We start from the raw sequence: 24,646 nt of genomic DNA on the forward strand, positions 1-24,646 counted from the left end.
GGCGCTGGCCACCGCCCCGGACGTCCTCGTCTGCGACGAGGCGGTCTCCGCGCTCGACGTCACGGTGCAGGCGCAGGTGCTCGACCTGCTCGAGCACCTGCGCGCCGACACCGGCGTCGCGATCGTGTTCATCTCGCACGACCTCGGCGTGGTCCAGCACATCGCCGATCGCGTGCTGGTGATGAAGGACGGCCGGGTCGTCGAGCAGGGCGAGGTCGGCGCCGTGCTGGGGGCGCCGCAGCATCCGTACACGCGCGAGCTGATCGCCTCGATCCCGTCGCTTCCGCACTGACACCGAAGGAGCATCGTGCCCCGCATCGACCTCTTCTACTACGGAGACACCTCGCCCGGACAGACGCCGGGCGGGCTCTACCGCGACATCGAGGAGCAGGTGGTGCTCGGCGACCGGCTCGGCTACAGCGGCGTGTGGATCACCGAGCACCACCTGCACTGGCGGGGGGAGGTCCCCGACCCGCTGCTGTTCCTGGGCTACCTCGCCGGGCGGACCGAGCGGATCCGCCTGGGCACCTCGATCGTCTGCGCGCCGTTCTACAACCCCGTCAAGCTCGCTGAGTCGGCGTTCCTCCTCGACGAGCTCTCCGGAGGCAGGCTCGACCTCGGCATCGGCACGGGGATCGGGGACGAGCGCCTCGACGAGGCCTTCGGGATCGACCGTGCGTCGGCCTCCGACCGGGCGAGGGAGATCTTCGAGATCCTGCGGCAGGCCGCGGACGAGGAGGAGATCGACTTCGTCGGCCGCTACTACCGCGTGCAGGGCGTGCGGATCGCCCCGCCGGCCCGTCGCAGCGCGAAGGACCTGCTCTGGGTGGCGGCCAGCCGCTACTCCACCGAGCTCGCCGCCGCACACGGCTACCGGCTGATGATCCCCCGCCCTCTGCCGCTGGACGAGCGCCTGCGCTTCAACCGGGAGTACCGCGAGGTCACCGGCGACGCGGGCGAGGTCGTGCACCTGCGCAGCGGGCTCGTCGGCCGCACCCGGGACGAGGCCCGGCGGGACGCCGTGGAGTTCCTCCGCGAGTACGCCAAGGTCTACCTGCGCCTGGACTGGCGCGGGGGGCCGGACAGCCAGCAGTTCGACGAGCTCGCCGACCAGCTGAGCTTCGCGATCGGCACGGCCCCCGAGGTCGCCGACCGGATCCGCGCGTGGACCGAGCAGTTCGGCGGCACCGAGGTCACCGCGATCCAGTTCCAGGGGCCCGGCGTCGCGCACCAGGCGGCGCTGCGGGCCATCGAGCTGTTCGCCGAGGAGCTCCCCGCCCTCCAGGCGGACGCGCCCGTGCCCGGCGCCTACACCGCCAAGGAAAGGAGCCTCGTGCCATGAGCGCAGAGCCCCGGACGGACCCCGTCCCCTCCACCGCCGAGCCCCATGACCGCTCCGGCATCGGCCGGCGCTTGCGCGTCGGCTTCATCACCCACCTCGACCAGCACGACGACCCGGCCGGCATCCTGCGCGACAACGTCGCGCTGATCCGCGCTCTCGAGGACCTCGGCTACGACAGCGCGTGGATCGCGACCCGTCACTTCCACTCCGGGTGGGCGGGGCTGCCGAGCCCCTTCGCCTTCCTGGGCGCCGTCGCGCAGGCCACCAGCCGCATCCACCTGGGCACCGCGGTGCTGCCGCTGCTGGTCGACGACCCGATCAGGGATGCCGAGGAGGTGGCCGTGCTCGACCTGCTCAGCGGCGGCCGCCTGCAGCTGGGGCTCGGCAAGGGCGTGCCCTCCGACGCCTACCACGTGTTCGAGCGGTGGGCGGGGCAGCGCGAGGCGGAGTTCGACGCGAAGGTCGATCAGCTCCTCTGGGGGCTGGGGGCGCCGGCGATCCCCGACTCGCGCTCCTCGCTCTGGCCGCGCGCGCAGGAGCTCCTCGGCCGCATCTACATCGGGACCTCGAATCGCGACACCATCCGCCGGGCCGCCCGCACTGGCGTCGGCCTGGTGCTCGAGCGGTTCGGCAACACGCCCTTCGAGAACTCCCCGGAAGGACGGCAGTCGCTGCTGCGGCGGCAGGCCGACTCGCTCCTGGACTACCGCAGCGAGTTCCGGCGCACCTGGGGCCAGACCCGCTCGCCCTACGCGGTCGTGTCCCGCTCGGTGTGGCCAGGCACCGCGGAGGAGGGCGCGGCGGTCAACGCGCGCTGGTACGACTACGCCGCGCAGTTCTCCCGCGCCGTCCCCGGCCGCAGCCCCCAGGACGCGCTGCTGGCCGACAACATCGTCTGGGGCGAGCCAGCCGAGCTCGCCGCGCACCTGCTCGCCGACCCGGCCGTGACGCTCTCGGACGAGCTGCTCCTGGGCATCCACCCGGCGCACGTGAGCATCGAGGAGACCGTCGCCCGTGCCCGTATCCTCGTCGAGGAGGTCGTCCCGCTGGTCACGGAGGGATGGCTCGCCGCGCGCGGGGACCTCGAGGCGCGGGTGGACGGATGGGAACTGGAGGCGGTGACCCGATGAGCGCACGCGAATGGGAGACCTGGCGAGAGGCTCGCTGGAAGACGGTGGCGGCCCCCTACGGGACCGCCGCGCTCGACCTGACGGAGTGGCTCGACGACGGGCCGCGGACGATCGACGGGCTCCCCGGCGCCTGGCGCGCCGAGGACGGGGTCGTGATCGGCGACCTCCCGGAGGGCGAGCTGCGGCTCGCCCCCGGCGAGGAGCACGACATCGGAGGCCGGCGCCTGCGCGCCTTCCTCCGCGACGGCGCGTTCGCGCTGCGCATCCTCGACCCCGCCTCGCCGCGGCGGGCGACGCTGACCGGCATCCAGGCCTACCCCTACGACCCGGCCTGGGTCGTCGAGGGGGAGTTCCGTGCTGCCCCGGAGGGCGAGCAGGTCGACGTCGCGGCGGTGGACGGCGTCGTCTCGCGGGCGCGGCTGGCCGGCACGATCGCGCTCCCCACCCCGGAGGGGGAGGTGGAGCTGACCGTCACGGCGGCCGGCGACCGGCTCTCCGCGGTCTTCGCCGACGCGACCAACGGCACCGAGACCTACCGGTTCCGGTTCCTCGAGGTCGGGGCGCGGGACGGCGACCGGATCACGGTCGACTTCAACCGCGCCCACCTGCCGCCCTGCGCGTTCTCCGACCAGTACGTGTGCCCGCTGCCGCTCCCCGGCAACCGGTGGGCGATCCCGGTCCGCGCCGGCGAGCGGAACCCGATCCGCGCGGGCTGACCGGTCAGCGCCGCTCCCAGGCGGAGGCGCTCGGTGGCACGGGCATCCGGACATTCTCCTCCGTCGCGCTAGCATTCCAGGATGACCGCGGCCAGGCGCACCGACGCGCGGATCCGCGCCGGGATCTCGATCGGCGCCGGTCTCATCGCCGGCGTCGCCGCGGGGCTCTCCGCCGGACCGATCGTCGGGGTGCTCTCCGGCTGGACGACGTTCGCCGCGATCAACGTGGTGTGGATCGTGCTGATGGCCCGGCGGATGGACGCCGCCGCCACCCGCGCGCATGCCACCGCGGAGGACCCGGGGCGGGGCGTCGCGCGCATCGTGTCGGTCGCCGGCAGCCTCATCAGCCTCGTCGCGGTGGGCGTGGTGCTCCTGCAGAGCCGCGACGCCACCGGCGCGGAGGAGACGCTCCTCGCCGCGCTCGCCGTGCTGAGCGTCGTGGCGTCCTGGGGACTCATCCAGGTCGACTACCTGCTCCGCTACGCGCGGATGTACTACTCGGACCCGGTCGGGGGGATCGACTTCAACCAGGAGGAGGACCCGGAGTACACCGACTTCGCCTACTTCTCCCTCGGCCTCGGGATGACCTACCAGGTCGCCGACACCGACGTGACCACCAACGGCATCCGGCGGCTGGTGATCGCGCAGACCCTGCTCGCCTATCTGTTCGGCGCCGTGATCCTCGGCACCATCATCAACGTGATCGCCGGCCTCGGCTGAGCCGGCGCAGGCATCAACGTGATCGCCGGGCTCGGCTGAGCCGGCGCAGGCGGCGGGGGAGGAGCAGCCACAGCAGGGCGATCAGCGGCATCCCGATCCCGAGAGCGAGGATCGAGGCGGTCCTCCCCAGCGCGAAGTCGAGGATGAGCGCGGTCACCCCGATCGTGAGCAGCCCGATCACCCCGAGCTCGACTTTCAGGATCACCGCGGCCGCCGCGACGAGCTCGGCCTTGAGGCGGCGGTGGAACAGCATCCGGTGCAGGCCCACCGGGGTGAGCGCGAGCACTGTCGCCACGGCGGCGAGCACCACGAGCGTCACGTAGAGCGCGAGCTGCAGCGGGTCGAGCTCGGTGAAGCGCGGCTGGAACGCGACTGCGAGCAGGAACGCGGTGAGGATCTGCGCGCCGGTCTGCATCACGCGCAGCTCCTGGAGCAGCTCGTCCCAGTTGCGGTCGGCGCGCTCCTCGACCGTCTCGTGCCGGCCGGAGTCAGCGGTGGTCATGCTCCGAGTGTCGATCCCCGGCCCGGGCATGTCCAGGACCCCGGCGGCGTGTGGAGGCGTACGATGACGGGATGGCCGCTGCGAGCACCCCTGCGGAGAGCACCCTGAGCACCCCCGTCGAGACCGCGCCCTCCGGAGCGCAGACCGTGGAGCTGACACTCCTCGACGCCGCCGCGCAGAGCTGCTGCGGGGCGGACGGATGCTGCTCCGCCGGCTGAGCAGTCGGGACCGCCGCGGGGCTCAGTGCGCCGCCGGCATCCCCTCGTCCGCGGGCTTGCGGACGAGGAACGCTCCGACGATCGTGACCGAGGCGACCACCGCGGCGATCACGAACGCCGCCCTCGACCCCGCGGCGACCGCCTCCGCCGACTCGGGATCCGGGAAGGTGCCCATCACCGCGGTCATGACCGCGATCAGCACCGCGATCCCCGCCGCCCCGGCGACCTGCTGCACGGTGCCGAGCACCGCGCTGCCGTAGGAGTAGAACTTCGGCGTGAGCGAGCCCAGCCCTGCGGTGAACAGGGGCGTGAACGACATCGCGAGACCCACGGAGAGGATCGTCTGGGCGATGAGGATGATCCAGATCGAGGTGTGCACGCCCACGGTCGTGTAGAACCACAGCACGGCGGAGGCCATGATCGACCCGGGCACGAGCAGCACACGCGGTCCCCGGTCGTCGTAGACGCGGCCGATCGTCGGGCCGAGGAGCCCCATCGCGAGCGCCCCGGGAAGCACCGTGAGCCCTGCCTCCGCGGCGGGCAGCCCGAGCGCGTTCTGCAGGAGCAGGGGCACGACCGTGATCGCGCCGAAGAAGCCCAGCGACAGCACGAACAGGTAGGCCATCGAGAGCGAGAAGCCCCCGAAGGTGAACACGCGCAGGTCCAGCAGCGCGTCGTCCTCGCGCTGCAGCACCACCTGGCGCCAGAGGAACAGCCCGAGGCCGATCGTGCCGCCCACGAGCGAGATGACGAGCGTCGCGATCGACGCCCCGCCGCCCTCGCCGACATGGCTCAGGCCGAAGACGATGCCGCCGAAGCCGATCGCCGACAGCACGATCGAGAGCGGGTCGATCGGGGCGCGGGTGGTCTCGCCGACGTTGGTCAGCCAGCGCCATCCGATGAACAGCGCGATCAGCGCGATCGGCAGCACGACCACGAAGATCGCCCGCCAGCCGAAGTGATCCAGGAGAAAGCCGGACATCGTGGGGCCGATCGCCGGGGCGAGGGCGATCACGACGCTGACGCGCCCCATCATCCGCCCGCGCGAGGACGGCGGGACGAGGTCCATGATCGTCGTCATCAGCAGCGGCATCATGATCGCGGTGCCGGAGGCCTGCACGACCCGGGCGACGATCAGCACGACGAAGCCGGGGGCCAGCGCGGCGATGAGCGTCCCGGCCGAGAACAGCACGAGCGCGGTGAGGAACACCTGCCGGGTCGTGAACCGGCGCAGCAGGAACCCGGTGATCGGGATCACCACCGCCATCGTGAGCATGAACGCCGAGGTCACCCACTGCGCGCCGAGCGGGGTGATGCCGAGGTCGGTGACGAGGTGCGGGATCGCCATCCCCATCGTGGTCTCGTTGAGGATCGCCACGAACGCGGCGACCAGCAGCACCCAGATGACGCGCGTGTGCTCGCGGGAGATCTCCGCGGTGGGGGCCCTCCCGGTGTCGGCAGCAGGCATGGCACCTCCGGGTGCGGGAAGAGAGAGGGATTGCGGATGCCGTGGACGCGACGGCAGCCCACCAGAATAACCCCGGACGGGGCCGGCGCATTCCCGGTGGCCCGCATTCATCCGTCCGCGGTCGCCGGCTCCGGCGCGGGAGGCGACGCGACGGGACGGATGAGCGCCGAGGGCATCCGCTCATCCGTCCCGAGAGGGCGCTTCCCGCCGGCGAGGCGACCGGAGGGGACGGACGAGCAGGGTCTGCCCGCCGGACGACCCGCGATCCCCGGGGTCGTACGCTGAGGAGATGAGCATGGGCGGGGGCGCCCGCGGCGCGTTCCGCGGCGTCGATGAGGAGGCGCAGCGTCGCAGCAACGCCGCCGCGCCCCGCATCCCCGACCTGTGGCCGCGGACCGTCTCGCTCTTCCGGCCCTACCGCGTCCGGATCGCGTGGACCATGCTGCTGGTCGTGCTCGGCGCGGCGATCGGGGTCGTCCCCCCGCTGCTGGTGCAGCGGATCTTCGACGACGCGCTCTTCCCCGGCGGCGCGCCGCGGATCGGCCTGCTGGCGTGGCTGGTCGCGGGGATGGTCGCACTGTTCCTCCTCTCCGCGGCGGTCGGGCTCGTGCAGACCTGGCTCACCGCGACGGTCGGCAACAGCGTCACGGGCGATCTGAGGGTGCGGCTGTTCGAGCACCTGCAGGCGATGGAGCTCGCCTTCTTCACCCGCACGCGCACCGGGGAGATCCAGTCGCGGCTGCAGAACGACGTCGGCGGGGTGGCCGGGGTCCTCACGAACACCGTGTCCAGCATCCTCGGCAACACCGTCACGGTCGCCGCGTCCCTGGTCGCGATGATCCTCATCGACGTCCGCCTGACGCTGATCGCCGTCGTGCTGATGCCCTTCCTCGTGCTCGTGCAGCGGCGGGTCGGGCAGGTGAGGGCGCGCATCGCCGCGGAGACGCAGGAGTCGCTCTCCGAGCTCACCGCGATCACGCAGGAGACCCTGAGCGTGTCGGGGATCCTGCTGTCGAAGTCGTTCAACAGACAGCGCACCGAGTCGGAGCGGTTCCAGCGCGAGAACGGCAACCAGGTGCGTCTGCAGGTGCGCAGGGCCATGAGCGGGCAGGGCTTCCTCGCGCTCGTGCAGGTGCTGATGGCGAGCGTCCCGGCCGTGATCTACCTCGTCGCCGGCCTGCTCATCGCGGGGGGCACGGGAGGGATGACCGCGGGGACCGTCGTCGCGTTCACGACCGTGCAGGCGCGGCTGCTCATGCCGCTGGTGGGCCTCATGCGGGTGGCGCTGGACGTGCAGACGTCGCGGGCGCTGTTCGCGCGCATCTTCGAGTACCTCGACCTGGAGCCGGCCATCCGCGACGCCCCAGATGCCGTCTCCGCCGCCGAGGCGCCGGGCCCGCGCGGGCGGATCGAGTTCCAGGACGTCGTGTTCCGCTATCCGGATGCCGCGGCGGACTCCCGTCCCACGCTGCAGGGGGTGTCGTTCGTCGCCGAGCCGGGGCGGCACGTCGCGTTCGTCGGGCCGTCCGGCGCGGGGAAGACCACCGTGCTGTACCTGGCCTCGCGGCTGTACGAGGCATCGGAGGGGAGCGTGCTGTTCGCCGGGGCCGACGTGCGCACGCTGACGCGCGAGTCGATCATCGACGAGATCGGGATCGTGTCGCAGGAGACCTACCTCTTCCACGCGTCGATCCGCGACAACCTCCGCTATGCGAAGCCGGACGCCACGGACGATGAGCTCGAGGCGGCCTGCCGGGCGGCGAACGTCCACCACGTGATCGCGGGCTTCGAGCGCGGCTACGACACGATCGTGGGGGAGCGCGGCTACCGTCTCTCCGGCGGGGAGAAGCAGCGCATCGCGATCGCCAGGGTGCTGCTGAAGGATCCGCCCGTCCTGCTTCTGGACGAGGCGACCAGCGCCCTGGACACCGTGTCGGAGCGGGTCGTGCAGGAGGCGCTGGACGCGGCGGCGCGCGGGCGGACGACGCTGTCGATCGCGCACCGGCTGTCGACCGTGGCCGGCGCGGACGAGATCCACGTCGTCGACGGCGGGCGGATCGTCGAGTCGGGGACGCACGCTCAGCTCCTCGCCGCGGGCGGGCTGTACTCCCGGCTCGCGGCCGAGCAGCTCGCCTCCGCCCGCCGCGCGCAGTAGTGGGCGCGCACGGCTTCGCACCGCGCGTGGCCCGTCAGCCGCGGATGCCGCATCCGATCTTCGGGCGGACGCCGTTTTCTCGGGCGGAAGAGGCGCCGGCATCCGAAGAACGGGCATCCGTCCGAGAATCGGATGCCGAGGGGATAACGTCGAGAGGACGGACGGAAGGAGCACGACGGTGCACGGAGCGGTGATCCACGGTGCGGGGGATGTGCGGTACGAGGAGCGGGCGGATCCGGTGATCCGGAAGCCGACGGATGCGATCGTGCGCACCGTCGCCACCTGCGTGTGCGGGTCGGATCTCTGGCGGTACCGGGGCGTCTCGCCGGTGTCCCGCCCGGTGCCGATCGGGCACGAGTACGTCGGGATCGTCGAGGAGGTCGGCGCGGACGTGACGACCGTGGCCCCAGGCGATTTCGTCGTCGGCGGGTTCTCCCCCTCGGACAACACCTGCCCGGTGTGCGCGAAGGGCATGCAGGCGAACTGCCTGAACGGCGGGATCTACGACGGATGCCAGGCGGAGCTGATCCGCATCCCGCAGGCCGACGGCACGCTCGTGAGGGTGCCCGGGCGCCCGGACGACGCGCTCGTCCCCGGCATCCTCGCGCTGTCCGATGTGATGTGCACGGGCTGGCACGCCGCGGTGAGCGCCGGAGTGGCGCCCGGCTCGACGGTGGTGGTCGTCGGGGACGGGGCGGTCGGTCTCTCCGGGGTGCTCGCGGCGTCCGAGCTCGGCGCGGAGCGGGTGATCGCCATGAGCCGGCATGCCGACCGGCAGGAGATCGCGCGGTCGTTCGGCGCGACGGACGTCGTCGCCGAGCGCGGCGACGAGGGTATCGCGCGCGTGCAGGAGCTCACCGGCGGGATCGGCGCGGATGCCGTGCTGGAGTGCGTCGGCACGGAGGAGTCCGTCGTCCAGGCGCTGCGGGCGACGCGCCCCGGCGGGACGGTCGGCTGGGTCGGGGTGCCGCACATCGCCGAGATCCCGCAGGACCTCATGTTCCGGCGCAACGTCGGCATCCGCGGCGGCATCGCGCCGGTGCGCGCCTACCTCGACGACCTGCTCGCGCGCGTGCTCGACGGCCGCATCGACCCCGGCCGGGTGTTCGACCTCACCCTCCCGCTGTCCGAGGTGGCCGAGGGGTACGCCGCGATGGACGAGCGGCGCGCGATCAAGGCGCTCCTCATCCCGTAGCTCGTTCCGTCGCTGTCGCCCTCGGCATCCGTTCTTCGGACCGTCGCCGGTTTCTCGGATGCGTGCGGCGGCGTCGTCCGAAGAACGTGCATTCGTCCTAGATCCGGATGCAGGGAGGGCGTCTACCAGGCCAGGGCGGGGAAGAAGGACGGGTCCGCCTCGACGCCGGCCGCCTCGGGCAGGGCGCGCAGCTCGGCGGTGAACTCCCCGAGGTCGGCGGCGTAGCCGGGGTCGGGGTGGGTCCGCGCGATCTCCGCGAGCGAGGGGAGGTCCATCGAGAGGATCAGCCGCACGCGGGAGCGCACGGCGGCGGTCGCCCGCGCCTCGCGGAGCACCTCGATGCCGCCGCGCAGCGCCCGCAGGTAGTCGTGCATCACGACGCGCTGCGCCTTCGACTGGGTGATCGAGCCGCCATCGGCGCGCACGCGCCATCCGACCACCGCATCCGGGATCGTGTCGAACGCCGCCGCCCTGGTGTACATCCGCTGCGCGAGCACCTGGTCCTCGTAGGCGACGCCCTCGGGGAAGCGGAACCCCTCGCGCTCCCAGAACCCGGTGCGGCAGATCTTCGACCAGGCGACGATGTTCCCCGAGGCGTCCGGATGCTCGGCGATCGTCGCCCGCCGGCGCTCCGGCGAGGTCGCTGCGGACACCCAGGGCTGCACGCGTCCTCGCACGTACCCGCCGGCGCCGAGGCGGAGCCGCCCGTAGGCGCCGGCGGCGAAGTCGCTGCCGGTCTCCCGCAGGATGCTGAGAAGGCGCTCGAGCGCGGTGGGCGCGAGCTCGTCGTCGGCGTCGAGGAAGCCGAGGAACTCGGTGCCCACCCGGTCGAGGCCGACGTTGCGGGCCGCGCCCAGCCCGATCGAGCGCGGATGCCGCAGCACCTCGAACCGCCCGTCCTCCGCGGCGGCGCGGACGAAGAGGTCGCCGGTGCCGTCCACCGAGCCGTCGTCGATCAGCACCGCCCGCCACCGCGGCTCGGTCTGCGCCTGCAGCGACGCGATCGCCTGCGGTGCGAACGCGGCGACGTCACGGCCAGGCACGATCATCGTCACGAGGGCGCTCATGCGACCGCCGCCACCGAATCGGCCACGAGAGCGGCGAGCTCCGCGGCGGACACCGGCATATGCCGATGGGGGAATGTGATGCGCACCGAGGTCCGTGCGACCTCAGGAGGGATGCCGAGGGCCAGGAGCACGTGCGAGGGCTCGTCGCTCCCCGCCGCGCACGCCGCTCCGCTGGAGCCCACGACCCCGCGTCTCTCCAGCTCCAGCAGCACCGTCTCGCCGTTGACGCCGGCGAACGTGAATCCCGCCACCGAGGGGAGGCGCCTGGTCGGGTGCCCGGTGAGCCGTGCCGAGGGCACCAGGGAGAGGACGCCGGCGACGAACGCGTCCCGGAACGCCGCCACCCGGGCCGACGCCTCCGCGCGCTCCGCCTCGGCGAGCTCCAGCGCGCGGGCGAACCCGACCGCGGCGGCGACGTTCTCCGTTCCGCTGCGGCGGCCGCGCTCCTGACCGCCGCCGTGGACCAGCGGCTCGACGGGGATCCGCCCGCGGATCCCGGCGACCCCGATGCCCTTCGGTGCGCCGAGCTTGTGCCCCGAGAGGGTCACCGCATCCGCTCCGAGGCCGTGCAGCGGCAGCCAGCCCGCCGACTGCACGGCGTCGACGTGCACGGGCACCCCGGCGTCTCGGGCGACAGCGACGAGCGCGGCGACGTCCTGCACCGTGCCGACCTCGTTGTTGCCGTGCCCGAACGACACCAGGGCCGCCCCCTCCGCGAGCGCCTCGCGCAGGGTGGAGGGGGAGAGCACCCCGTTCGCGTCGACCGGTGCATGCACCACCTCGACCCCGTGCCGGCGCGCCAGGTAGTCGGCGGAGCCCAGGATTGACTCGTGCTCGATCGCGGTCGTGACCAGGCGCCGGCCGTCCGAGCCCAGCACGATCCCCTTCACCGCGAGGTTGTTCGCCTCCGTGCCGCCGGAGCAGAACACCACGTCGCCCCGCCGCATCCCCAGCACCTGCGCCACGCGGGCGCGGGCGTCGTCGAGCGCGGATGCCGCGGCCTCCCCGACGGCGTGGTGACTGGACGGGTTGCCGAACGTCTCGCCGAGGAACGGCAGCATCGCCTCCCGCACCTCGGGGCGCACGGGCGAGGTGGCGGCGTTGTCGAGGTAGAGGGTGCTCACCGCAGATCCAGGCCGAGGTCGAGCGCGCGGGCGGAGTGGGTGAGCGCCCCCACGGAGATCACGTCGACGCCGGTGCGGGCGATCTCGCCCACGGTCTCCAGGGTCACCCCGCCGGAGGCCTCCGTCCTCGCCCGGTCGCCGATGAGGGCGACCGCGGCGCGCAGGCCGTCGAGGGGGAAGTTGTCCAGCAGCACGGTGTGCGCCCCGGCCTCCAGCGCCGCCTCGATCTGGTCGATCCTGTCCACCTCGATCACGACGTGCATCGTATGCGGAAGGCGGGCCTCGGCGAACGCCGCAGGGAGGTCGATGCCGTGCGCGGACAGGATGCCGACATGGTTGTCCTTGACCATCACGGCGTCCGAGAGCGAGAAGCGGTGGTTGGTGCCGCCGCCGGCCCGCACGGCGTGACGCTCCAGCATCCGCAGGCCCGGCGTGGTCTTGCGGGTGTCGGCGATGCGCGCGCCGGTGCCCTCCACCGCCGCGACGAAGGCGGCGGTGAGCGTGCTGATGCCGCTCAGCCGCTGCACGAGGTTCAGGCCGACCCGTTCGGCGGCGAGGATGCCGCGGGCGTTCCCCGACACCGAGGCGAGCACGTCGCCGGCGGCGAACGCGTCGCCCTCGCTCACGTGCACGTCGACCTCGATGGCCGGGTCGGTCAGGCGGAAGGCGGCGGCGAACACCGTGCCGCCGCTGAAGACCCCTGGCTCCCGGGCGACGAGGTCGGCCTCGGCCGTCGCCTCCGCCGGGATGAGGTGCATGCCGGTGACGTCGCCCCACGGGGCGTCCTCCTCGAGCGCGGCGGCGACGATGCGGTCGATGCGGGCGTCTGTGAGCATCAGGCGGCTCCCTTCAGGGCGGCGCGATCGTCGTCGCGCGAGCGGTCCCGGTGCGAGCCGGGATCGTCGCGGCGGTGATGCGCGCCGACCGACCCGGTGCGGGCGAGGGCGGCCTCCACGAGGTGCGCGGCCACGAGGAGGAGGTTCTCGTCCTCCCATTCCCGCACCGTGATCGGGCTCCGCCGCTGCGCGCGCCAGGCGGCGATCGTCGCGGCGGCGCGGCGCAGCCCGTCCTCGTCGCGGACGAGCCCGGCATCCCGCCACATCAACTCCTGCAGCGCCTCCCGCCGGAACCCGACACCGCGGGTCGGGGCGCATCTCTGCGGGTTCGGGGCGGACTCCCGTGTTCGGGGCGCGCCACACCCCGGATTCTGGCCGGAACGCGCCCCAAACACCGGAGAGGATGCCGTCGCGACCGGCCAGAGCCCGGCATCCGCCGCCACGGCGTCGCCGACCCTGGCGCCGAAGACAGCGCCCTCCAGCAGCGAGTTGCTCGCCAGCCGGTTCGCTCCGTGCACCCCGGTGCAGGCGGCCTCGCCGGCCGCGTAGAGCCCGGGCATGGTCGTGCGGCCGTCGAGATCGGTGACGATGCCGCCCATCAGGTAGTGCGCGGCGGGCGTGACCGGCACCGGCTCGGTCGCCCAGTCGATGCCGCGCTCGCGCAGGGCGGCGTCGATCGTGGGGAAACGCGCGGCGAGGAACGCCCGGCGCTCCGCCTCGGTCGGGCGGATGCCGGTGGCGTCGAGGTACACCGGGCGGCCGTCCTGGGCCGCCATCCGGTCGGCGATGGCGCGGGCGACGACGTCGCGGGGCGCGAGCTCGCCGTCCGGATGCGCGTCGAGGACGAACCGCCCCCCGTGCTCGTCGATCAGCGTCGCGCCCTCGCCCCGCACGGCCTCGGAGACGAGGAACGGCGCGCCGGCCGCGACGATCGTGGGGTGGAACTGGAAGAACTCCAGGTCCTGCACGGACGCGCCGGCGCGCAGCGCGGCGGCGATCCCGTCCCCTGTCGCGACCGGGGGGTTGGTGGTGTGCGCGTAGAGCTGCCCGGCCCCGCCGGTGGCGAGCACCACGGCATCCGCGTCGATCCGCTCCCGATGCCCGAACCCGGTCCCTGAGCCCGTCGAAGGCTTGCCGACGAGGAGGTCGGCCCCGACGACGCGCCCCTCCTCCACCACGAGGTCTGCGAGGAAGGCGTGCTCGATCACGGCGATCCCGCTCTCCCGCACCCGCTCCACGAGCGCGCGCTCGATCACGCTGCCGGTCGCATCTCCCCCGGCGTGCAGGATGCGCGGATGGGAGTGCGCGGCCTCCAGCCCCGTGCGGAAGGCGCCGTCCTCGTCGCGATCGAAGGCGACACCGAGCCCGACCAGCTCCCGGACGAGCGCCGGCCCCTCGGTCGCGAGCAGTCGGACGGCGGCCGGGTCGCAGAGCCCTGCACCGGCGACCATCGTGTCTCGGACGTGGTCATCGACGCTGTCATCGGCGGAGGTGACCGCGGCGATCCCGCCCTGCGCGAACCGGGTGTTGGCGTGCTCGAGCACGTCCTTCGTGACGAGGGCCACCCGGCAGCCGGCCTCGTGCGCGTGGAGGGCCGCCATGATCCCGGCGATGCCGCTCCCCGCCACCAGCACGCGGGTGCTCATCCGACGGCCTTCGGCGTGGCCGCGAGCATCCGCTCGAGGGCGATGCGGGCGGGCTCGGCGACGTCGTCGGAGACCCGGATGCGGTTCGGCACCCGTCCGGCGACGAGCTCCTCGAGCACCCAGGCGAGGTAGCCGGGGTGGATGCGGTACATCGTCGAGCAGGGGCAGACCACCGGGTCGAGGCAGGTGATCTCGTGCTGCGGATGCTGCGCGGCCAGGCGCCGCACGAGGTTGATCTCGGTGCCGATCGCGAAGGCCGTCGGCTCCGTCGCGCCCTCAATGGCCCGGCGGATGTGGTCCGTCGATCCGGACTCGTCCGCGGCGTCGACCACCTCCATCGGGCACTCCGGATGCACGATCACGCGCACGCCGGGGCGTGCGGCGCGGGCCTGGGAGATCTGGTCGACCGTGAAGCGGCGGTGCACAGAGCAGAACCCGTGCCAGAGGATCACCTGGGCGTCCGTGAGCGCCTCAGCGTCGTTGCCGCCGAGCGGCCGGAGGGGGTTCCACATCGGCATCCGCTCGAGCGGAACGCCCATCGCCTTGGCGGTGTTGCGGCCCAGGTGCTGGTCGGGGAAGAAGAGCACCCGGCGGCCGCGCGCGAACGCCCACTCGAGCACGGTCTGCGCGTTCGAGGAGGTGCAGACGATGCCGCCGTGGCGGCCGACGAAGCCCTTGATCGCGGCGGAGGAGTTCATGTAGGTCACCGGCACGACCGGCACGAGGCCGTCGGCGTCCGGCGTGTCGAGGTCGCCGTAGACCTCCTCCAGCTGCTCCCAGCACTCCTCGACCTGGTCGATGTCGGCCATATCGGCCATCGAGCAGCCCGCCGCGAGGTTCGGGAGGATCACGGCCTGATCCGGCCCGGAGAGGAGGTCGGCCGTCTCCGCCATGAAGTGCACGCCGCAGAAGACGATCGCCTCGGCCTCGGGGTGGGCCTTGGCGGCGTTCGCGAGCTGGAACGAGTCGCCCACGTAGTCGGCGTGGGTGACGACCTCCTCGCGCTGGTAGAAGTGGCCGAGCACCACCACGCGGTCGCCGAGGGCGGCCTTGGCTGCGCGGATGCGGCTATCGAGCTCGTCCTCCGAGGCCTCGCGGTACTCGCGCGGAAGCTCGCCCTGGCGCGGGGCACCGACGGGGATCACGTCGCCCATCGATGAGCCGGGGCCGTAGCCGGGCCGGGTGTCGAAGTTCCAGGGACCGGCGGCGAGGTCGGTCGTGCAGGTCTCGGTCGTCGAGTCGCCTGCGACGATCGCCTGCAGCTCGTGGTCGACGCTCGGGTCGACGGGACCGGCGGGGCGGGGCAGAAGAGTCAGTCGGGTCATGACGGTCTCCTTCATCGGTGGAGCGGGCCGCGCTCGGCCAGCTCGACATCCTGGTTGTAGTGGTAGAGACGGGCCGGGCGGTGGTTTCCGGTGCGGAAGCGCGTGGTCGGGATGAGAGTGCCCGAGCTGTCCACCTGCCGGCGGAAGTTCGCCGGGTCGAGACGGCGGCCGAGGATCGCCTCGTACACCTCGCGGAGCTCCGCGAGCGTGAACTCGGCCGGGAGCAGCCCGTGCGCGATACGGCTGTAGCCGACCTTGTTGCGCAGGCGCCACAGCGCGTACTCGACGATCTGGTTGTGGTCGAACGCGAGCCGCGGCAGGCTCGCGGCATCGAACCAGGCGACGTTCTCGGGAGCGAGTCGGCCGGAGACGTCCTCGCGCACGAGCGCCCAGTACACGATCGAGACGACGCGGGTGGGGGAGCGGTCGACGTCGCCGAACGCGTAGAGCTGCTCCAGGTAGCTGGGCGCGAGGCCGGTGGTCTCGGCGAGGGTGCGCGACGCGGCGGCCTCGAGGTTCTCAGACTCACCGAGCCATCCGCCGGGCAGCGCCCACAGGCCCTCGTGCGGGTCGCGCGTCCGGCGCACGAGCGGCAGCACGACGGCGGGCCGCTCGTCGCCCGCGCGCAGGCTGAAGATCACCGTCGAGACGGCGACCCTCGGGTGCTCCGCGCTGGTTCGTGTCATGGTGACCCTATGTCCTCGAGCCCTATCTTATAGTCACTGCGACTTGAAGTGCAACTAGGTCGGCGCAGGCCTCGACCGCGTACCGTCGGCGCGCGGCGAGGCCGACTTGTGTCCCGCTTACAGGGCAGAACGGGGCTCGCAGCCCTGGCGGGCGCCGCAGGGGTCGGTTCGCCCTGTAAGCGGGACGCTCCGTGCGGTTTCCCGGGGCCTGGATGCACAACTCCCAGCCGGCTCGCCTACGCTCGGCGCGGACCGGGAGCCGCGGGCGAGGAGAAGAGGGGCGCATGGTGGTCGTGGATGTGCTCACCGTGGTGATCCTCGTCATCGCGGTGTGCGGCGGCGTGGCCTGGGGTCTGTTCGCGAGCCTCGGCACCCTGCTGGGCCTGATCGCCGGAGGCCTCGCCGCATCGGGCCTCGTGCCGCTGGTGAACCTGTGGGTTCCGGCGGCGGGACTTCGCGGAATCGTCTCGCTGGTCACGGCGGTCTGCCTCCTCGTCCTCGGCGCGGCGCTGGGCCGTGCGATCGGGAAGGCGCTCCGGGGCGGTGCGGACCGGATGCGCCTGCGGGGCCTGGAGCGCTTCCTCGGCGGGGTGGCGGGCCTCGTGGTCGCGGCGCTGGGCATCGTGATCGTCGCGCCGGTGCTGACCCTGACCGCGCCGCCGGCGATCGCGTCGGCGATCGCGTCCTCGCGCGTGCTCGCTGTGATCGACTCCGTCACCCCCGAGCCGATCGACGTCGCGGTCGCAGAGCTGCGCGGACTGCTCGTGGACGACGGGCTGCCACGGCTGGCCGATCTGCTGAGCCCGGGCACTCCGACGCTGGACGAGCCGGTCGCCCTGGACGATCCGCAGCTGGAGGCGGCCGCGGCATCGGTACCCCGCATCTTCGGCACGGCTTCGGCGTGCGGCACCTCGTCGAGCGGTTCGGGCTTCGTCGTGGACGAGGATCTCGTCGTCACCAACGCGCACGTCGTGGCGGGTGTCGACACCCCCCTCGTGCAGCTGCCGGGACAGCCGGCCCGCGAGGGCCGGCTGGTCTACCTCGATCCGGTCGACGACCTCGCCGTCATCGCGGTCGACGGACTGGATGCCACGCCCCTCACGATCGCATCGACGCTGACGGCTGGCGCCTCGGCCGTGGTGCAGGGCTATCCGTACGGCGGACCGTTCACCTCCACGTCGGCGCACGTCCTGTCGGTCGGGACCGCCGCGGTGCCCGACATCTACGACGACTCGACGGCGCTGCGGGAGATCTACGCCCTGCAGGCCGACGTGCGCCCCGGAAACTCCGGCGGCCCGTTGCTGACCGGTTCGGGAGAGGTGGCCGGCGTGGTCTTCGCCCGCGGCGAGGGAGACGACGAGCTCGGCTACGCGATGACCCCCGCCGAGCTCTCCCCGGCCCTGGCGGGCGTGTCGAGCGCGGGTCCGACCGTCTCGTCGGGTGCCTGCGTGTCGTGACCCGCGACACGCGCGCGTCGGCGGCGGCCCGCTATGCTGACAGGGCAACTGAAGACTCGGCCGACGACCCGCGCGGGAGAGCTCCGGCGCACTGCACCGGACACCGAAGGAGCAAGCCTCCCCGCCAATCTCTCAGGTCCGCGTACCGCGCGCGTCCGGCCACTCTGAAAAGCGATCCCCCGCCCCGGGGGATCCGCCGACGGTGAAAGCCGGGTCCTCGGCCCGGCGAAGCTCTCAGGTCCATGACAGAGGGGGAGTTCCTCGGATGCCGGATCCCCGGCATCCGCCCGCACGATGACGGGAGAGCTCATGTCAGACACCGGATCCGCGCCGCCGCGCCGCTCGCCGCTGCACGCGCAGCATCAGGCGCGAGGGGCCTCGTTCACCGACTTCGGCGGATGGCTCATGCCGGTGCGCTACACCTCCGACCTGGCCGAGCACCACGCCGTGCGCACCGCAGCGGGCCTGTTCGACATCTCGCACATGGCGGAGTTCGTCGTGACCGGCGACGTCGCGGGAGGCTTCCTCGACGCGGCGCTGGCCGGCCGCTTCACGGCGCTGCGCGTGCACCGGGCGCGGTACAGCCTCGTGCTCGCGGAGTCCGCCGGCATCGTCGATGACGTGATCGTCTACCGGCTCGCTCCGGAGCGCTTCCTCGTGATCGCCAACGCGGGCAACCGCGCGCCGGTCCGGCAGGCGCTGCAGGAGCGCGCCGAGGGCTGGGACGTCGAGGTCGCCGACGTGAGCGACGACGTCGCGCTCGTCGCGGTGCAGGGACCGCGCGCGGTCGACGTGCTCGCGGCCGTGTCGGGGCTCACCGGCCTGGGCGCGCCCCTCGCGGCTCTGTCGTACTACGCGGCGACGGATGCCGTCTTCGCGGGCTCTCCGGTCCTGATCGCACGGACCGGCTACACCGGCGAGGACGGCTTCGAGCTGCTCGTGCCGGTGGCCGCGGCCGGCGCCTTGTGGGACGCGCTGCTGAACGCGGGGGAGCCGCACGGGCTCGTTCCCGCCGGGCTCGCGGCCCGCGACACACTGCGCCTGGAGGCGGGGATGCCGCTGTACGGGCACGAGCTGTCGCTCGAGGTGACCCCCGCTCAGGCCGGACTTGCCCGCGTGGTCGCCGTCGAGAAGGAGGCCTATGCCGGCAAGTCGGCGATCGACGCGGGGGCCCCGCCCGGCGCGCCGGTGCTCGTGGGGCTCACCGGCACGGGCCGCCGTGCCGGTCGCGCCGGCTACGGCGTGCAGCACGGCGACGAGCGCGTCGGGGCGGTCACGAGCGGGGCGCTGAGCCCGACCCTCGGGCATCCGATCGCCATGGCGTATGTGCGGCCCGGATTCAGCGCGCCGGGCACCGAGCTGACCATCGACGTGCGGGGCACCGGCGTCCCGGTGACCGTGACCAGCCTGCCTTTCTACCGGAGGACGACATGACCGACCTGAATAGCCTGAGGTACACCGCCGAGCACGAGTGGATCGCCTTCGACACCGCGAGCGGCATCGCCACGATCGGGGTCACCGACTTCGCCGTCGCGAACCTGGGCGACATCGTGTTCGCCGAGCTGCCCGATCCCGGCACGGCGGTCGCGGCCGGCGACGTGTGCGCCGAGATCGAGTCGACCAAGTCGGTCGGCGAGATCTACGCGCCGCTGTCGGGCACCGTCGTGGAGGTCAACGAGGAGGCTGTCGAGGACCCCTCATACATCAGCGGCGCGCCGTTCGCGGAAGGGTGGCTCCTGCGCCTGCGGGTCGACGACCCGGCGGCGGTCGAGGGGCTGCTCGACCGGGCCGCGTACGCCGCGCTCACCGGCGGCAAAGGGTGACCGGCCGGGACGGCGCGTTCGCCGCGCGGCACATCGGGACCGATGCCGCGGCCCAGCGCCGCATGCTCGACGTGCTCGGGTACGAGAGCGTCGATGCGCTCGTGGATGCTGCGGTCCCGGCATCCGTGCGCGGCGCGTCGACGGATGCCGGGGCGATCCCGGAGGCGGCGAGCGAGGCCGACATGCTCGCCGAGCTGCGCGCCCTGGCCGGGCGGAACCGTCCCGCCGTGGCGATGATCGGCCTCGGCTACCACGACACGGTCACGCCCGCCGTCATCGCGCGGAACGTGCTGGAGAACCCCTCCTGGTACACCGCGTACACGCCCTATCAGGCGGAGATCTCGCAGGGGCGGCTGGAGGCTCTGCTGAACTTCCAGACCATGGTGCAGGACCTCACCGGCCTGCAGACCGCGAACGCCTCGATGCTCGACGAGGCCACCGCCGTCGTGGAGGGGATGCTGTTGGCCCGGCGCGCGTCGAGATCGCGGTCGGACGTCTTCCTCGTCGACGCCGACGCCCTGCCGCAGACGAAGGCGCTGCTGGCGCAGCGTGCCGAGGCCCTCGGGATCGTGCTGCACGAGACGGCGTACGATCTGTCGCCGCCGCCGGACGACATCGACGTCTTCGGCGCGTTCGTGCAATACCCCGGTGCGTCCGGCCGGGTGTGGGACCCGAGCGCGGTCATCGCCGCTGTGCGGGCGCAGGGGGGCCTCGTGGTCGTGGCGGCGGACCTGCTCGCCCTGACGCTGCTGCGATCGCCCGGCGCGCTCGGCGCCGACGTCGCAGTCGGCACGACGCAGCGCTTCGGCGTGCCGATGGGGTTCGGCGGGCCGCACGCCGGTTACCTCGCCGTGCGTGCCGGACTGGAGCGCCAGCTGCCCGGGCGCCTGGTCGGCGTCTCGCGCGACGCGGACGGAGCCTCCGCCTACCGGCTCGCGCTGCAGACCCGTGAGCAGCACATCCGGCGTGAGAAGGCGACGTCGAACATCTGCACCGCGCAGGTGCTGCTGGCCGTCATGGCGGCCATGTACGCGGTGCATCACGGTCCGGACGGGCTGCGGGCGATCGCCGAGCGCGTACATGCCGCTACCGGCATGCTCGCGCAGGCGCTGCGCCGCCGGGGCGTCACGGTGTGCACGGAGCACTTCTTCGACACGATCCAGGTGCGGGTGACGGATGCCGCGGCCGTGGTCGCGGCGGCCCGGGAGCGCGGCATCCTGCTGCGCCACGTCGACGACGCGACGGTCGGGGTGAGCTTCGACGAGGTCAGCGCCGCCGACGGATCGGTGCTGCCTGCGCTCGTGGAGGCGATCGCCGGCGCGGGCGGGGAGGACGCGGCGCCGGGCGGGGCGCCCGCAGACGGGCCTACGTTCCCCGACAGCCTGCGGCGGGAGGACGCGTACCTGGTCCATCCGGTGTTCCACGCGCACCGCTCCGAGACGGCGATGATGCGCTATCTCAAGGAGCTGGCCGATCGCGACTACGCCCTCGACCGCGGGATGATCCCGCTCGGCTCCTGCACCATGAAGCTCAACGCCGCCGCGGAGCTGGCCGCGGTGTCGTGGCCGGAGTTCGCGCGCGTGCACCCGTTCGCCCCGGCATCCGATGTCGAGGGCTACCTCGCCCTCATCGACCAGTTGGAGGGGTGGCTGGCCGAACTCACCGGCTACGACGCGGTCTCGCTGCAGCCCAACGCCGGGTCGCAGGGGGAGCTGGCGGGGCTGCTGGCGATCCGCGGCTACCACCGCTCCCGCGGCGACGAGGGGCGCACGGTGTGCCTCATCCCGTCCTCTGCGCACGGCACGAACGCGGCATCCGCGGTCCTGGCCGGAATGCGGGTCGTCGTGATCGCGTGCGATGCGGCGGGCGACGTGGACCTCGCCGACCTGCGCGCGAAGATCGACGCGCACGCCGGCGCGCTGGCGGCCCTCATGATCACCTACCCGTCGACGCACGGAGTGTACGAGCAGGACGTGCGGGAGGTCACCCGCGCCGTGCACGACGCCGGCGGGCAGGTCTACATCGACGGGGCGAACCTCAATGCCCTCCTCGGGGTGGCGCGCCTGGGCGAGCTCGGCGGCGACGTGTCGCACCTGAACCTGCACAAGACGTTCGCGATCCCGCACGGCGGCGGCGGGCCCGGGGTGGGGCCGGTCGCGGCCAAGGCGCACCTCGCGCCGTTCCTGCCCTCGCACCCGTTCGCGCAGCGCAGCGCGCATGCCGGCGGTCTCGTCTTCGCGGGCGGTCCGGTGTCGGCGGCGCCGTACGGGTCGGCATCCATCCTCCCGATCTCGTGGGCGTATGTGCGGCTGATGGGCGCGCGGGGTCTGCGGCAGGCGACGGGGGCGGCGGTGCTGGCCGCGAACTATCTCGCCGCGCGGCTGCGCGATCACTATCCGGTGCTGTACTGCGGCCCGGGCGGGCTCGTCGCACACGAATGCATCCTCGACCTGCGTCCGCTGCGCGAGCAGACCGGGGTCACCGTCGACGATGTCGCCAAGCGGCTGATCGACTACGGCTTCCACGCGCCGACCATGTCGTTCCCGGTCGCGGGCACCATCATGGTAGAGCCGACCGAGTCGGAGGATCTGGCCGAGCTCGACCGCTTCGTCGAGGCGATGGTGGCGATCCGGGCCGAGGCGCTGCGGGTGGGTGCGGGGGAGTGGCCCGCGGACGACAACCCGCTCGTGAACGCGCCGCACACCGCCGAGTCCGTGGCGACGGATGCCTGGGACCACCCCTACCCGCGCGAGACCGCGGTCTTCCCGGTGCGTTCCCTGGTCCGCCGCAAGTACTGGCCCCCGGTGCGCCGCATCGACAACGTCCACGGGGACCGCAACCTCGTGTGCGCCTGCCCCCCGCCCGCGGCCTTCGCCTGACGGCATCCGTCGCCCCTCGTCCCTCGTCCCCGCCCCCCGTCCCCGCGGTCCCGCGCCCCAGCCCCTCGTCCCTCGTCCCCGGCCCCGCCCCCCGTCCCCGCGCTCCCGCGCCCCAACCCCCGGCCCGCGAGACTTCACTGGTGCACCGAGACTGCATGGCCAACGTGCAGTCTCGGTGCACGGATGAAGTCTCGCGGGGTGCGGGGTGCGGGGGTCCGTGGGGTCGGCGGCCCGGGGGATCGGCCGGCGGTCAGGAGGTCCGGGGGCGGTCAGGAGGTCCGGGGGCGGGGGGAGGTGCGCGGCGCAAGGGCAGCGCGAAGGCTGTGCAGCTGACGGACGTCCCTCGGAAACGCGGGGTGGACGCCGCCTGCGGCGAGCACGGCCTGCAGAGCATCGCCGCCGATGGCCTCGCTCCAGCTCCAATGCACGGTCGCGGCGGCGCCCTGAGCGTGAAGCCGCGCATCCCGGGCCCTCCGCTCACGGAGGGCTTCGGTCGCGTCGCCGTAGGTGCCGTCGTACTTCAGGTCCCCGTCGGCCTCGCCCGCGGTTCGGGTCGCCTTCCACCAGAAGTCCGATCGGTCGTTGTGCGTCGGCCCGCGAAACCACTTCTGCAGTTCGGGCGGCTCGATACCGAGCCACTCGATGGTGGCGAGGCTCACGCTCTCCAAGGTGCTCTCCGGCACGGGCGTCGCGCGCGCCAGCGGCCAGCGCGCATGGCGGCGCCAACGTGCGCTGCATCGGTCCTCGTTGAGCGCGCGGAGCTCTGCGATCGACAGGTCGGCATCGGCCCGAAGTGCAGCGCTCGCGACGGCGAGACCGATCGCATTGTGGCGATGCCGAGCGATGTCGACCACGATGTCCGCAACGCCGCAGACCAGCATCCCGTCGATCTCGTCGATCGTGCGCCGTTCGGCCGTGACGTGCGTCCGGACGCCCGAGACCGCCCGCGACGTCGAGGACGCTCGGCTGAGCACATGGACTTCGGCCGGTTCCAGGAAGACCGGGAGGCCTCGCAGCGCAGCGGCGGAGGCGAGGCAGAAGACGGCATCGGGATCGCGCAGCGCGACGGCGTGGACACGAGCCAGATAGCGCTCCCAGGGCCTCAGCTCGATCCACCGTGCCCGTGGTGCGTAGACGCCTCGGATGACCCGGACGTACTCGCCGCGCGTCGCCGCGCGGGCGGCGTGAGCGTCCTGAGCTCGCGAGACCAGCATGATGGGGCAAGGAACGATGCCCGGTTTCGTCAACGTCGTCACCATCAGGTCAGGATGCCTCGGATCGCAGCCCGCCGATGGGGATTATCGCCCATTGTGGACAACTCACGCCAGCTGTGCCCCCTGTGGAGGAGCCCCTGCGCACCGCCCCACCGCGACAGCGAGACTTCACGGGTGCACCGAGACTGCATGCCCAGCGTGCAGTCTCGGTGCACGGATGAAGTCTCGCGGACCGGCGGGGGCGGGGGGGGTGGACCGGCGGGGGCGGGGACGACGGGCGGGGGCGGGGACGGGGGTCAGGATGCCGGGGCGAACACACCGGGCCACAGGGCGACGGCCACGGGGTAGCCGACGAACGCGACCACATCGATCGCGGTGTGTGCGACCACGAGCGGCATGACCCGGCCCCAGCGCCGGTAGCACCAGCCGAACACGACGCCCATCGCGAGGTTGCCGACGATCGGGCCGAACCCCTGGTAGGCGTGGTAGAGCCCGCGCAGGCCGGCGGTGGCGAGGATGATCGTCCACGGCCCCCACCCGATCCGGCGCAGCCGATCGAACAGGTAGCCGACGAAGACGACCTCCTCGGTAAGGCCTGCCCGAAGCGCGGAGAGCACGAGCAGCGGCACCGTCCACCACGAGGAGTCCAGCGGTGCGGCATCCACCTGCACCGTGATCCCGAGCGCTCGTCCGGCCGCGTACAGTCCCAGCCCGGGAAGGCCGATGATCGCCACGAGCAGGATGCCGCGAGCGGCGTCCCCGCCGAACCTCCGGAAGTCCAGCCCGATCCGGCGCAGGGCGCTGTGCCCCGGCTCCCACAGGAGGAACACCGCGAGGGCCACCGGCACGAGAGCGAAGACCTCCCCGAGCACCTCGTACAGCACGTCCCAGAACTGCTGCGCGTTCGCCCCCGGATTCAGCGAGGTCTGCTGGTCGCCCAGCGGCGCCTCCCGCGTAAGCGCCTGGACCAGGGCGAGCACCGAGTACAGCGCGGAGCGTCCGACCGACAGCGCCAGGACCAGACCGATCTCCCACCACAGCCGCGCGCGCGAGGGGGCGGACGGGTCGGGCACACCGTCAGGATGCCACATCGTGGCGTCACTGAGTAAAGGCTCTGTAACAGTTTGGGTGTCGAGTCGGGTC

Annotated in this window: 21 protein-coding genes, 1 pseudogene and 1 riboswitch; of the genes and pseudogenes, 12 read left to right on the top strand and 10 right to left on the bottom strand. The window is 72.9% G+C overall.

Annotated elements, in window-relative coordinates:
* The 5 genes and pseudogenes from QM641_RS04600 to QM641_RS04620 all read left to right on the top strand — a co-directional run.
* Positions 1–292: pseudogene (locus QM641_RS04600) on the top strand (ABC transporter ATP-binding protein); the annotation flags it as partial.
* 15 nt (positions 293–307) lie between these two features.
* Positions 308–1,342, top strand: a complete 1,035-nt coding sequence (locus QM641_RS04605; protein WP_415113921.1) for an LLM class flavin-dependent oxidoreductase — start codon at positions 308–310, stop codon at positions 1,340–1,342.
* On the top strand, positions 1,339–2,472 hold the full coding sequence (locus QM641_RS04610; protein WP_415113923.1) for an LLM class flavin-dependent oxidoreductase: 1,134 nt from the start codon (positions 1,339–1,341) through the stop codon (positions 2,470–2,472). The genes QM641_RS04605 and QM641_RS04610 overlap by 4 nt, the downstream gene beginning before the upstream one ends.
* The gene (locus QM641_RS04615; protein WP_415113925.1) at positions 2,469–3,188 is read left to right on the top strand and encodes a DUF1684 domain-containing protein; all 720 of its coding nucleotides are present in this window, start codon (positions 2,469–2,471) and stop codon (positions 3,186–3,188) included. The genes QM641_RS04610 and QM641_RS04615 overlap by 4 nt, the downstream gene beginning before the upstream one ends.
* An 81-nt stretch (positions 3,189–3,269) precedes the next feature.
* A complete protein-coding gene (locus QM641_RS04620) occupies positions 3,270–3,908 on the top strand; it encodes a DUF1345 domain-containing protein (protein WP_415113926.1) in 639 nt (212 codons plus the stop codon).
* Between the two features lie 13 nt (positions 3,909–3,921).
* Here the strand turns inward: QM641_RS04620 and QM641_RS04625 are convergent, their stop codons facing one another.
* Positions 3,922–4,410 (bottom strand): DUF6328 family protein, encoded by a 489-nt coding sequence (locus QM641_RS04625; protein ID WP_415113928.1) that lies wholly within the window; start codon positions 4,408–4,410, stop codon positions 3,922–3,924.
* Between the two features lie 71 nt (positions 4,411–4,481).
* Here QM641_RS04625 and QM641_RS04630 point away from each other — a divergent pair, with 71 nt between their 5' ends.
* The gene (locus QM641_RS04630) at positions 4,482–4,628 is read left to right on the top strand and encodes a hypothetical protein (RefSeq protein ID WP_415113930.1); all 147 of its coding nucleotides are present in this window, start codon (positions 4,482–4,484) and stop codon (positions 4,626–4,628) included.
* A 22-nt stretch (positions 4,629–4,650) separates the two neighbouring features.
* Here the strand turns inward: QM641_RS04630 and QM641_RS04635 are convergent, their stop codons facing one another.
* Positions 4,651–6,096 (bottom strand): MDR family MFS transporter, encoded by a 1,446-nt coding sequence (locus QM641_RS04635; RefSeq protein WP_415113932.1) that lies wholly within the window; start codon positions 6,094–6,096, stop codon positions 4,651–4,653.
* Between the two features lie 289 nt (positions 6,097–6,385).
* Between QM641_RS04635 and QM641_RS04640 the strand changes: the two genes are divergently transcribed.
* Both QM641_RS04640 and QM641_RS04645 read left to right on the top strand, forming a co-directional pair.
* Complete coding sequence (locus tag QM641_RS04640; protein WP_415113934.1) at positions 6,386–8,251, top strand: ABC transporter ATP-binding protein; 1,866 nt, start codon at positions 6,386–6,388, stop codon at positions 8,249–8,251.
* 178 nt (positions 8,252–8,429) lie between these two features.
* Entirely contained in the window at positions 8,430–9,446 is a 1,017-nt protein-coding gene (locus QM641_RS04645; protein ID WP_415113936.1) for a zinc-dependent alcohol dehydrogenase family protein, read from the top strand.
* 122 nt (positions 9,447–9,568) lie between these two features.
* On the opposite strand, the gene QM641_RS04650 is transcribed toward QM641_RS04645, so the two are convergent.
* The 6 genes from QM641_RS04650 to QM641_RS04675 are packed head-to-tail and all read right to left on the bottom strand — an operon-like array spanning position 9,569 to position 16,130.
* Positions 9,569–10,513, bottom strand: a complete 945-nt coding sequence (locus QM641_RS04650; RefSeq protein ID WP_415113938.1) for a glycosyltransferase family 2 protein — start codon at positions 10,511–10,513, stop codon at positions 9,569–9,571.
* Positions 10,510–11,637: a cysteine desulfurase family protein gene (locus tag QM641_RS04655; protein WP_415113939.1), complete on the bottom strand. Its 1,128-nt coding sequence runs from the start codon at positions 11,635–11,637 to the stop codon at positions 10,510–10,512. Before QM641_RS04655 ends, QM641_RS04650 begins: the two co-directional genes overlap by 4 nt.
* Positions 11,634–12,473 carry a carboxylating nicotinate-nucleotide diphosphorylase gene (gene nadC, locus QM641_RS04660; protein WP_415113940.1) on the bottom strand — a complete coding sequence of 280 codons (840 nt, stop codon included), beginning with the start codon at positions 12,471–12,473 and terminating at the stop codon, positions 11,634–11,636. Before nadC ends, QM641_RS04655 begins: the two co-directional genes overlap by 4 nt.
* On the bottom strand, positions 12,473–14,119 hold the full coding sequence (nadB, locus tag QM641_RS04665; RefSeq protein ID WP_415113941.1) for an L-aspartate oxidase: 1,647 nt from the start codon (positions 14,117–14,119) through the stop codon (positions 12,473–12,475). Before nadB ends, nadC begins: the two co-directional genes overlap by 1 nt.
* A complete protein-coding gene (gene nadA, locus QM641_RS04670; protein ID WP_415113943.1) occupies positions 14,116–15,444 on the bottom strand; it encodes a quinolinate synthase NadA in 1,329 nt (442 codons plus the stop codon). Before nadA ends, nadB begins: the two co-directional genes overlap by 4 nt.
* An 11-nt stretch (positions 15,445–15,455) precedes the next feature.
* On the bottom strand, positions 15,456–16,130 hold the full coding sequence (locus QM641_RS04675; protein WP_415113945.1) for an NUDIX hydrolase: 675 nt from the start codon (positions 16,128–16,130) through the stop codon (positions 15,456–15,458).
* Between the two features lie 284 nt (positions 16,131–16,414).
* Between QM641_RS04675 and QM641_RS04680 the strand changes: the two genes are divergently transcribed.
* From QM641_RS04680 to gcvP, 4 genes are all read left to right on the top strand, one after another.
* Entirely contained in the window at positions 16,415–17,587 is a 1,173-nt protein-coding gene (locus QM641_RS04680; RefSeq protein ID WP_415113947.1) for a MarP family serine protease, read from the top strand.
* 63 nt (positions 17,588–17,650) lie between these two features.
* Positions 17,651–17,745: riboswitch (glycine riboswitch) on the top strand.
* A 151-nt stretch (positions 17,746–17,896) separates the two neighbouring features.
* Positions 17,897–19,021: a glycine cleavage system aminomethyltransferase GcvT gene (gcvT, locus tag QM641_RS04685; protein WP_415113949.1), complete on the top strand. Its 1,125-nt coding sequence runs from the start codon at positions 17,897–17,899 to the stop codon at positions 19,019–19,021.
* On the top strand, positions 19,018–19,410 hold the full coding sequence (gene gcvH, locus QM641_RS04690) for a glycine cleavage system protein GcvH (RefSeq protein WP_415113950.1): 393 nt from the start codon (positions 19,018–19,020) through the stop codon (positions 19,408–19,410). The genes gcvT and gcvH overlap by 4 nt, the downstream gene beginning before the upstream one ends.
* Positions 19,411–19,472: 62 nt before the next feature.
* Entirely contained in the window at positions 19,473–22,289 is a 2,817-nt protein-coding gene (gene gcvP / locus QM641_RS04695) for an aminomethyl-transferring glycine dehydrogenase (protein ID WP_415114005.1), read from the top strand.
* A gap of 269 nt (positions 22,290–22,558) precedes the next feature.
* Here the strand turns inward: gcvP and QM641_RS04700 are convergent, their stop codons facing one another.
* On the bottom strand, positions 22,559–23,548 hold the full coding sequence (locus tag QM641_RS04700; RefSeq protein WP_415113951.1) for a hypothetical protein: 990 nt from the start codon (positions 23,546–23,548) through the stop codon (positions 22,559–22,561).
* A 251-nt stretch (positions 23,549–23,799) separates the two neighbouring features.
* Positions 23,800–24,594, bottom strand: a complete 795-nt coding sequence (locus tag QM641_RS04705) for a CPBP family intramembrane glutamic endopeptidase (RefSeq protein WP_415113953.1) — start codon at positions 24,592–24,594, stop codon at positions 23,800–23,802.
* Positions 24,595–24,646: the final 52 nt, after the last annotated feature.

The sequence above is a fragment of the Microbacterium sp. genome, from assembly GCF_047605725.1.
Taxonomy (GTDB): domain Bacteria; phylum Actinomycetota; class Actinomycetes; order Actinomycetales; family Microbacteriaceae; genus Microbacterium.

Bases quoted from the DNA above. Each gene is read 5' to 3' on its own strand.
- QM641_RS04610 (WP_415113923.1), top strand. From the start codon at position 1,339: ATGAGCGCAGAGCCCCGGACGGACCCCGTCCCCTCCACCGCCGAGCCC.
- QM641_RS04615 (WP_415113925.1), top strand. From the start codon at position 2,469: ATGAGCGCACGCGAATGGGAGACCTGGCGAGAGGCTCGCTGGAAGACG.
- QM641_RS04620 (WP_415113926.1), top strand. From the start codon at position 3,270: ATGACCGCGGCCAGGCGCACCGACGCGCGGATCCGCGCCGGGATCTCG.
- QM641_RS04625 (WP_415113928.1), bottom strand. From the start codon at position 4,410: ATGACCACCGCTGACTCCGGCCGGCACGAGACGGTCGAGGAGCGCGCC.
- QM641_RS04630 (WP_415113930.1), top strand. From the start codon at position 4,482: ATGGCCGCTGCGAGCACCCCTGCGGAGAGCACCCTGAGCACCCCCGTC.
- QM641_RS04635 (WP_415113932.1), bottom strand. From the start codon at position 6,096: ATGCCTGCTGCCGACACCGGGAGGGCCCCCACCGCGGAGATCTCCCGC.
- QM641_RS04640 (WP_415113934.1), top strand. From the start codon at position 6,386: ATGAGCATGGGCGGGGGCGCCCGCGGCGCGTTCCGCGGCGTCGATGAG.
- QM641_RS04650 (WP_415113938.1), bottom strand. From the start codon at position 10,513: ATGAGCGCCCTCGTGACGATGATCGTGCCTGGCCGTGACGTCGCCGCG.
- nadC (WP_415113940.1), bottom strand. From the start codon at position 12,473: ATGCTCACAGACGCCCGCATCGACCGCATCGTCGCCGCCGCGCTCGAG.
- nadB (WP_415113941.1), bottom strand. From the start codon at position 14,119: ATGAGCACCCGCGTGCTGGTGGCGGGGAGCGGCATCGCCGGGATCATG.
- nadA (WP_415113943.1), bottom strand. From the start codon at position 15,444: ATGACCCGACTGACTCTTCTGCCCCGCCCCGCCGGTCCCGTCGACCCG.
- QM641_RS04675 (WP_415113945.1), bottom strand. From the start codon at position 16,130: ATGACACGAACCAGCGCGGAGCACCCGAGGGTCGCCGTCTCGACGGTG.
- QM641_RS04680 (WP_415113947.1), top strand. From the start codon at position 16,415: ATGGTGGTCGTGGATGTGCTCACCGTGGTGATCCTCGTCATCGCGGTG.
- gcvT (WP_415113949.1), top strand. From the start codon at position 17,897: ATGTCAGACACCGGATCCGCGCCGCCGCGCCGCTCGCCGCTGCACGCG.
- gcvH (WP_415113950.1), top strand. From the start codon at position 19,018: ATGACCGACCTGAATAGCCTGAGGTACACCGCCGAGCACGAGTGGATC.
- gcvP (WP_415114005.1), top strand. From the start codon at position 19,473: ATGCTCGACGTGCTCGGGTACGAGAGCGTCGATGCGCTCGTGGATGCT.
- QM641_RS04700 (WP_415113951.1), bottom strand. From the start codon at position 23,548: ATGGTGACGACGTTGACGAAACCGGGCATCGTTCCTTGCCCCATCATG.
- QM641_RS04705 (WP_415113953.1), bottom strand. From the start codon at position 24,594: ATGTGGCATCCTGACGGTGTGCCCGACCCGTCCGCCCCCTCGCGCGCG.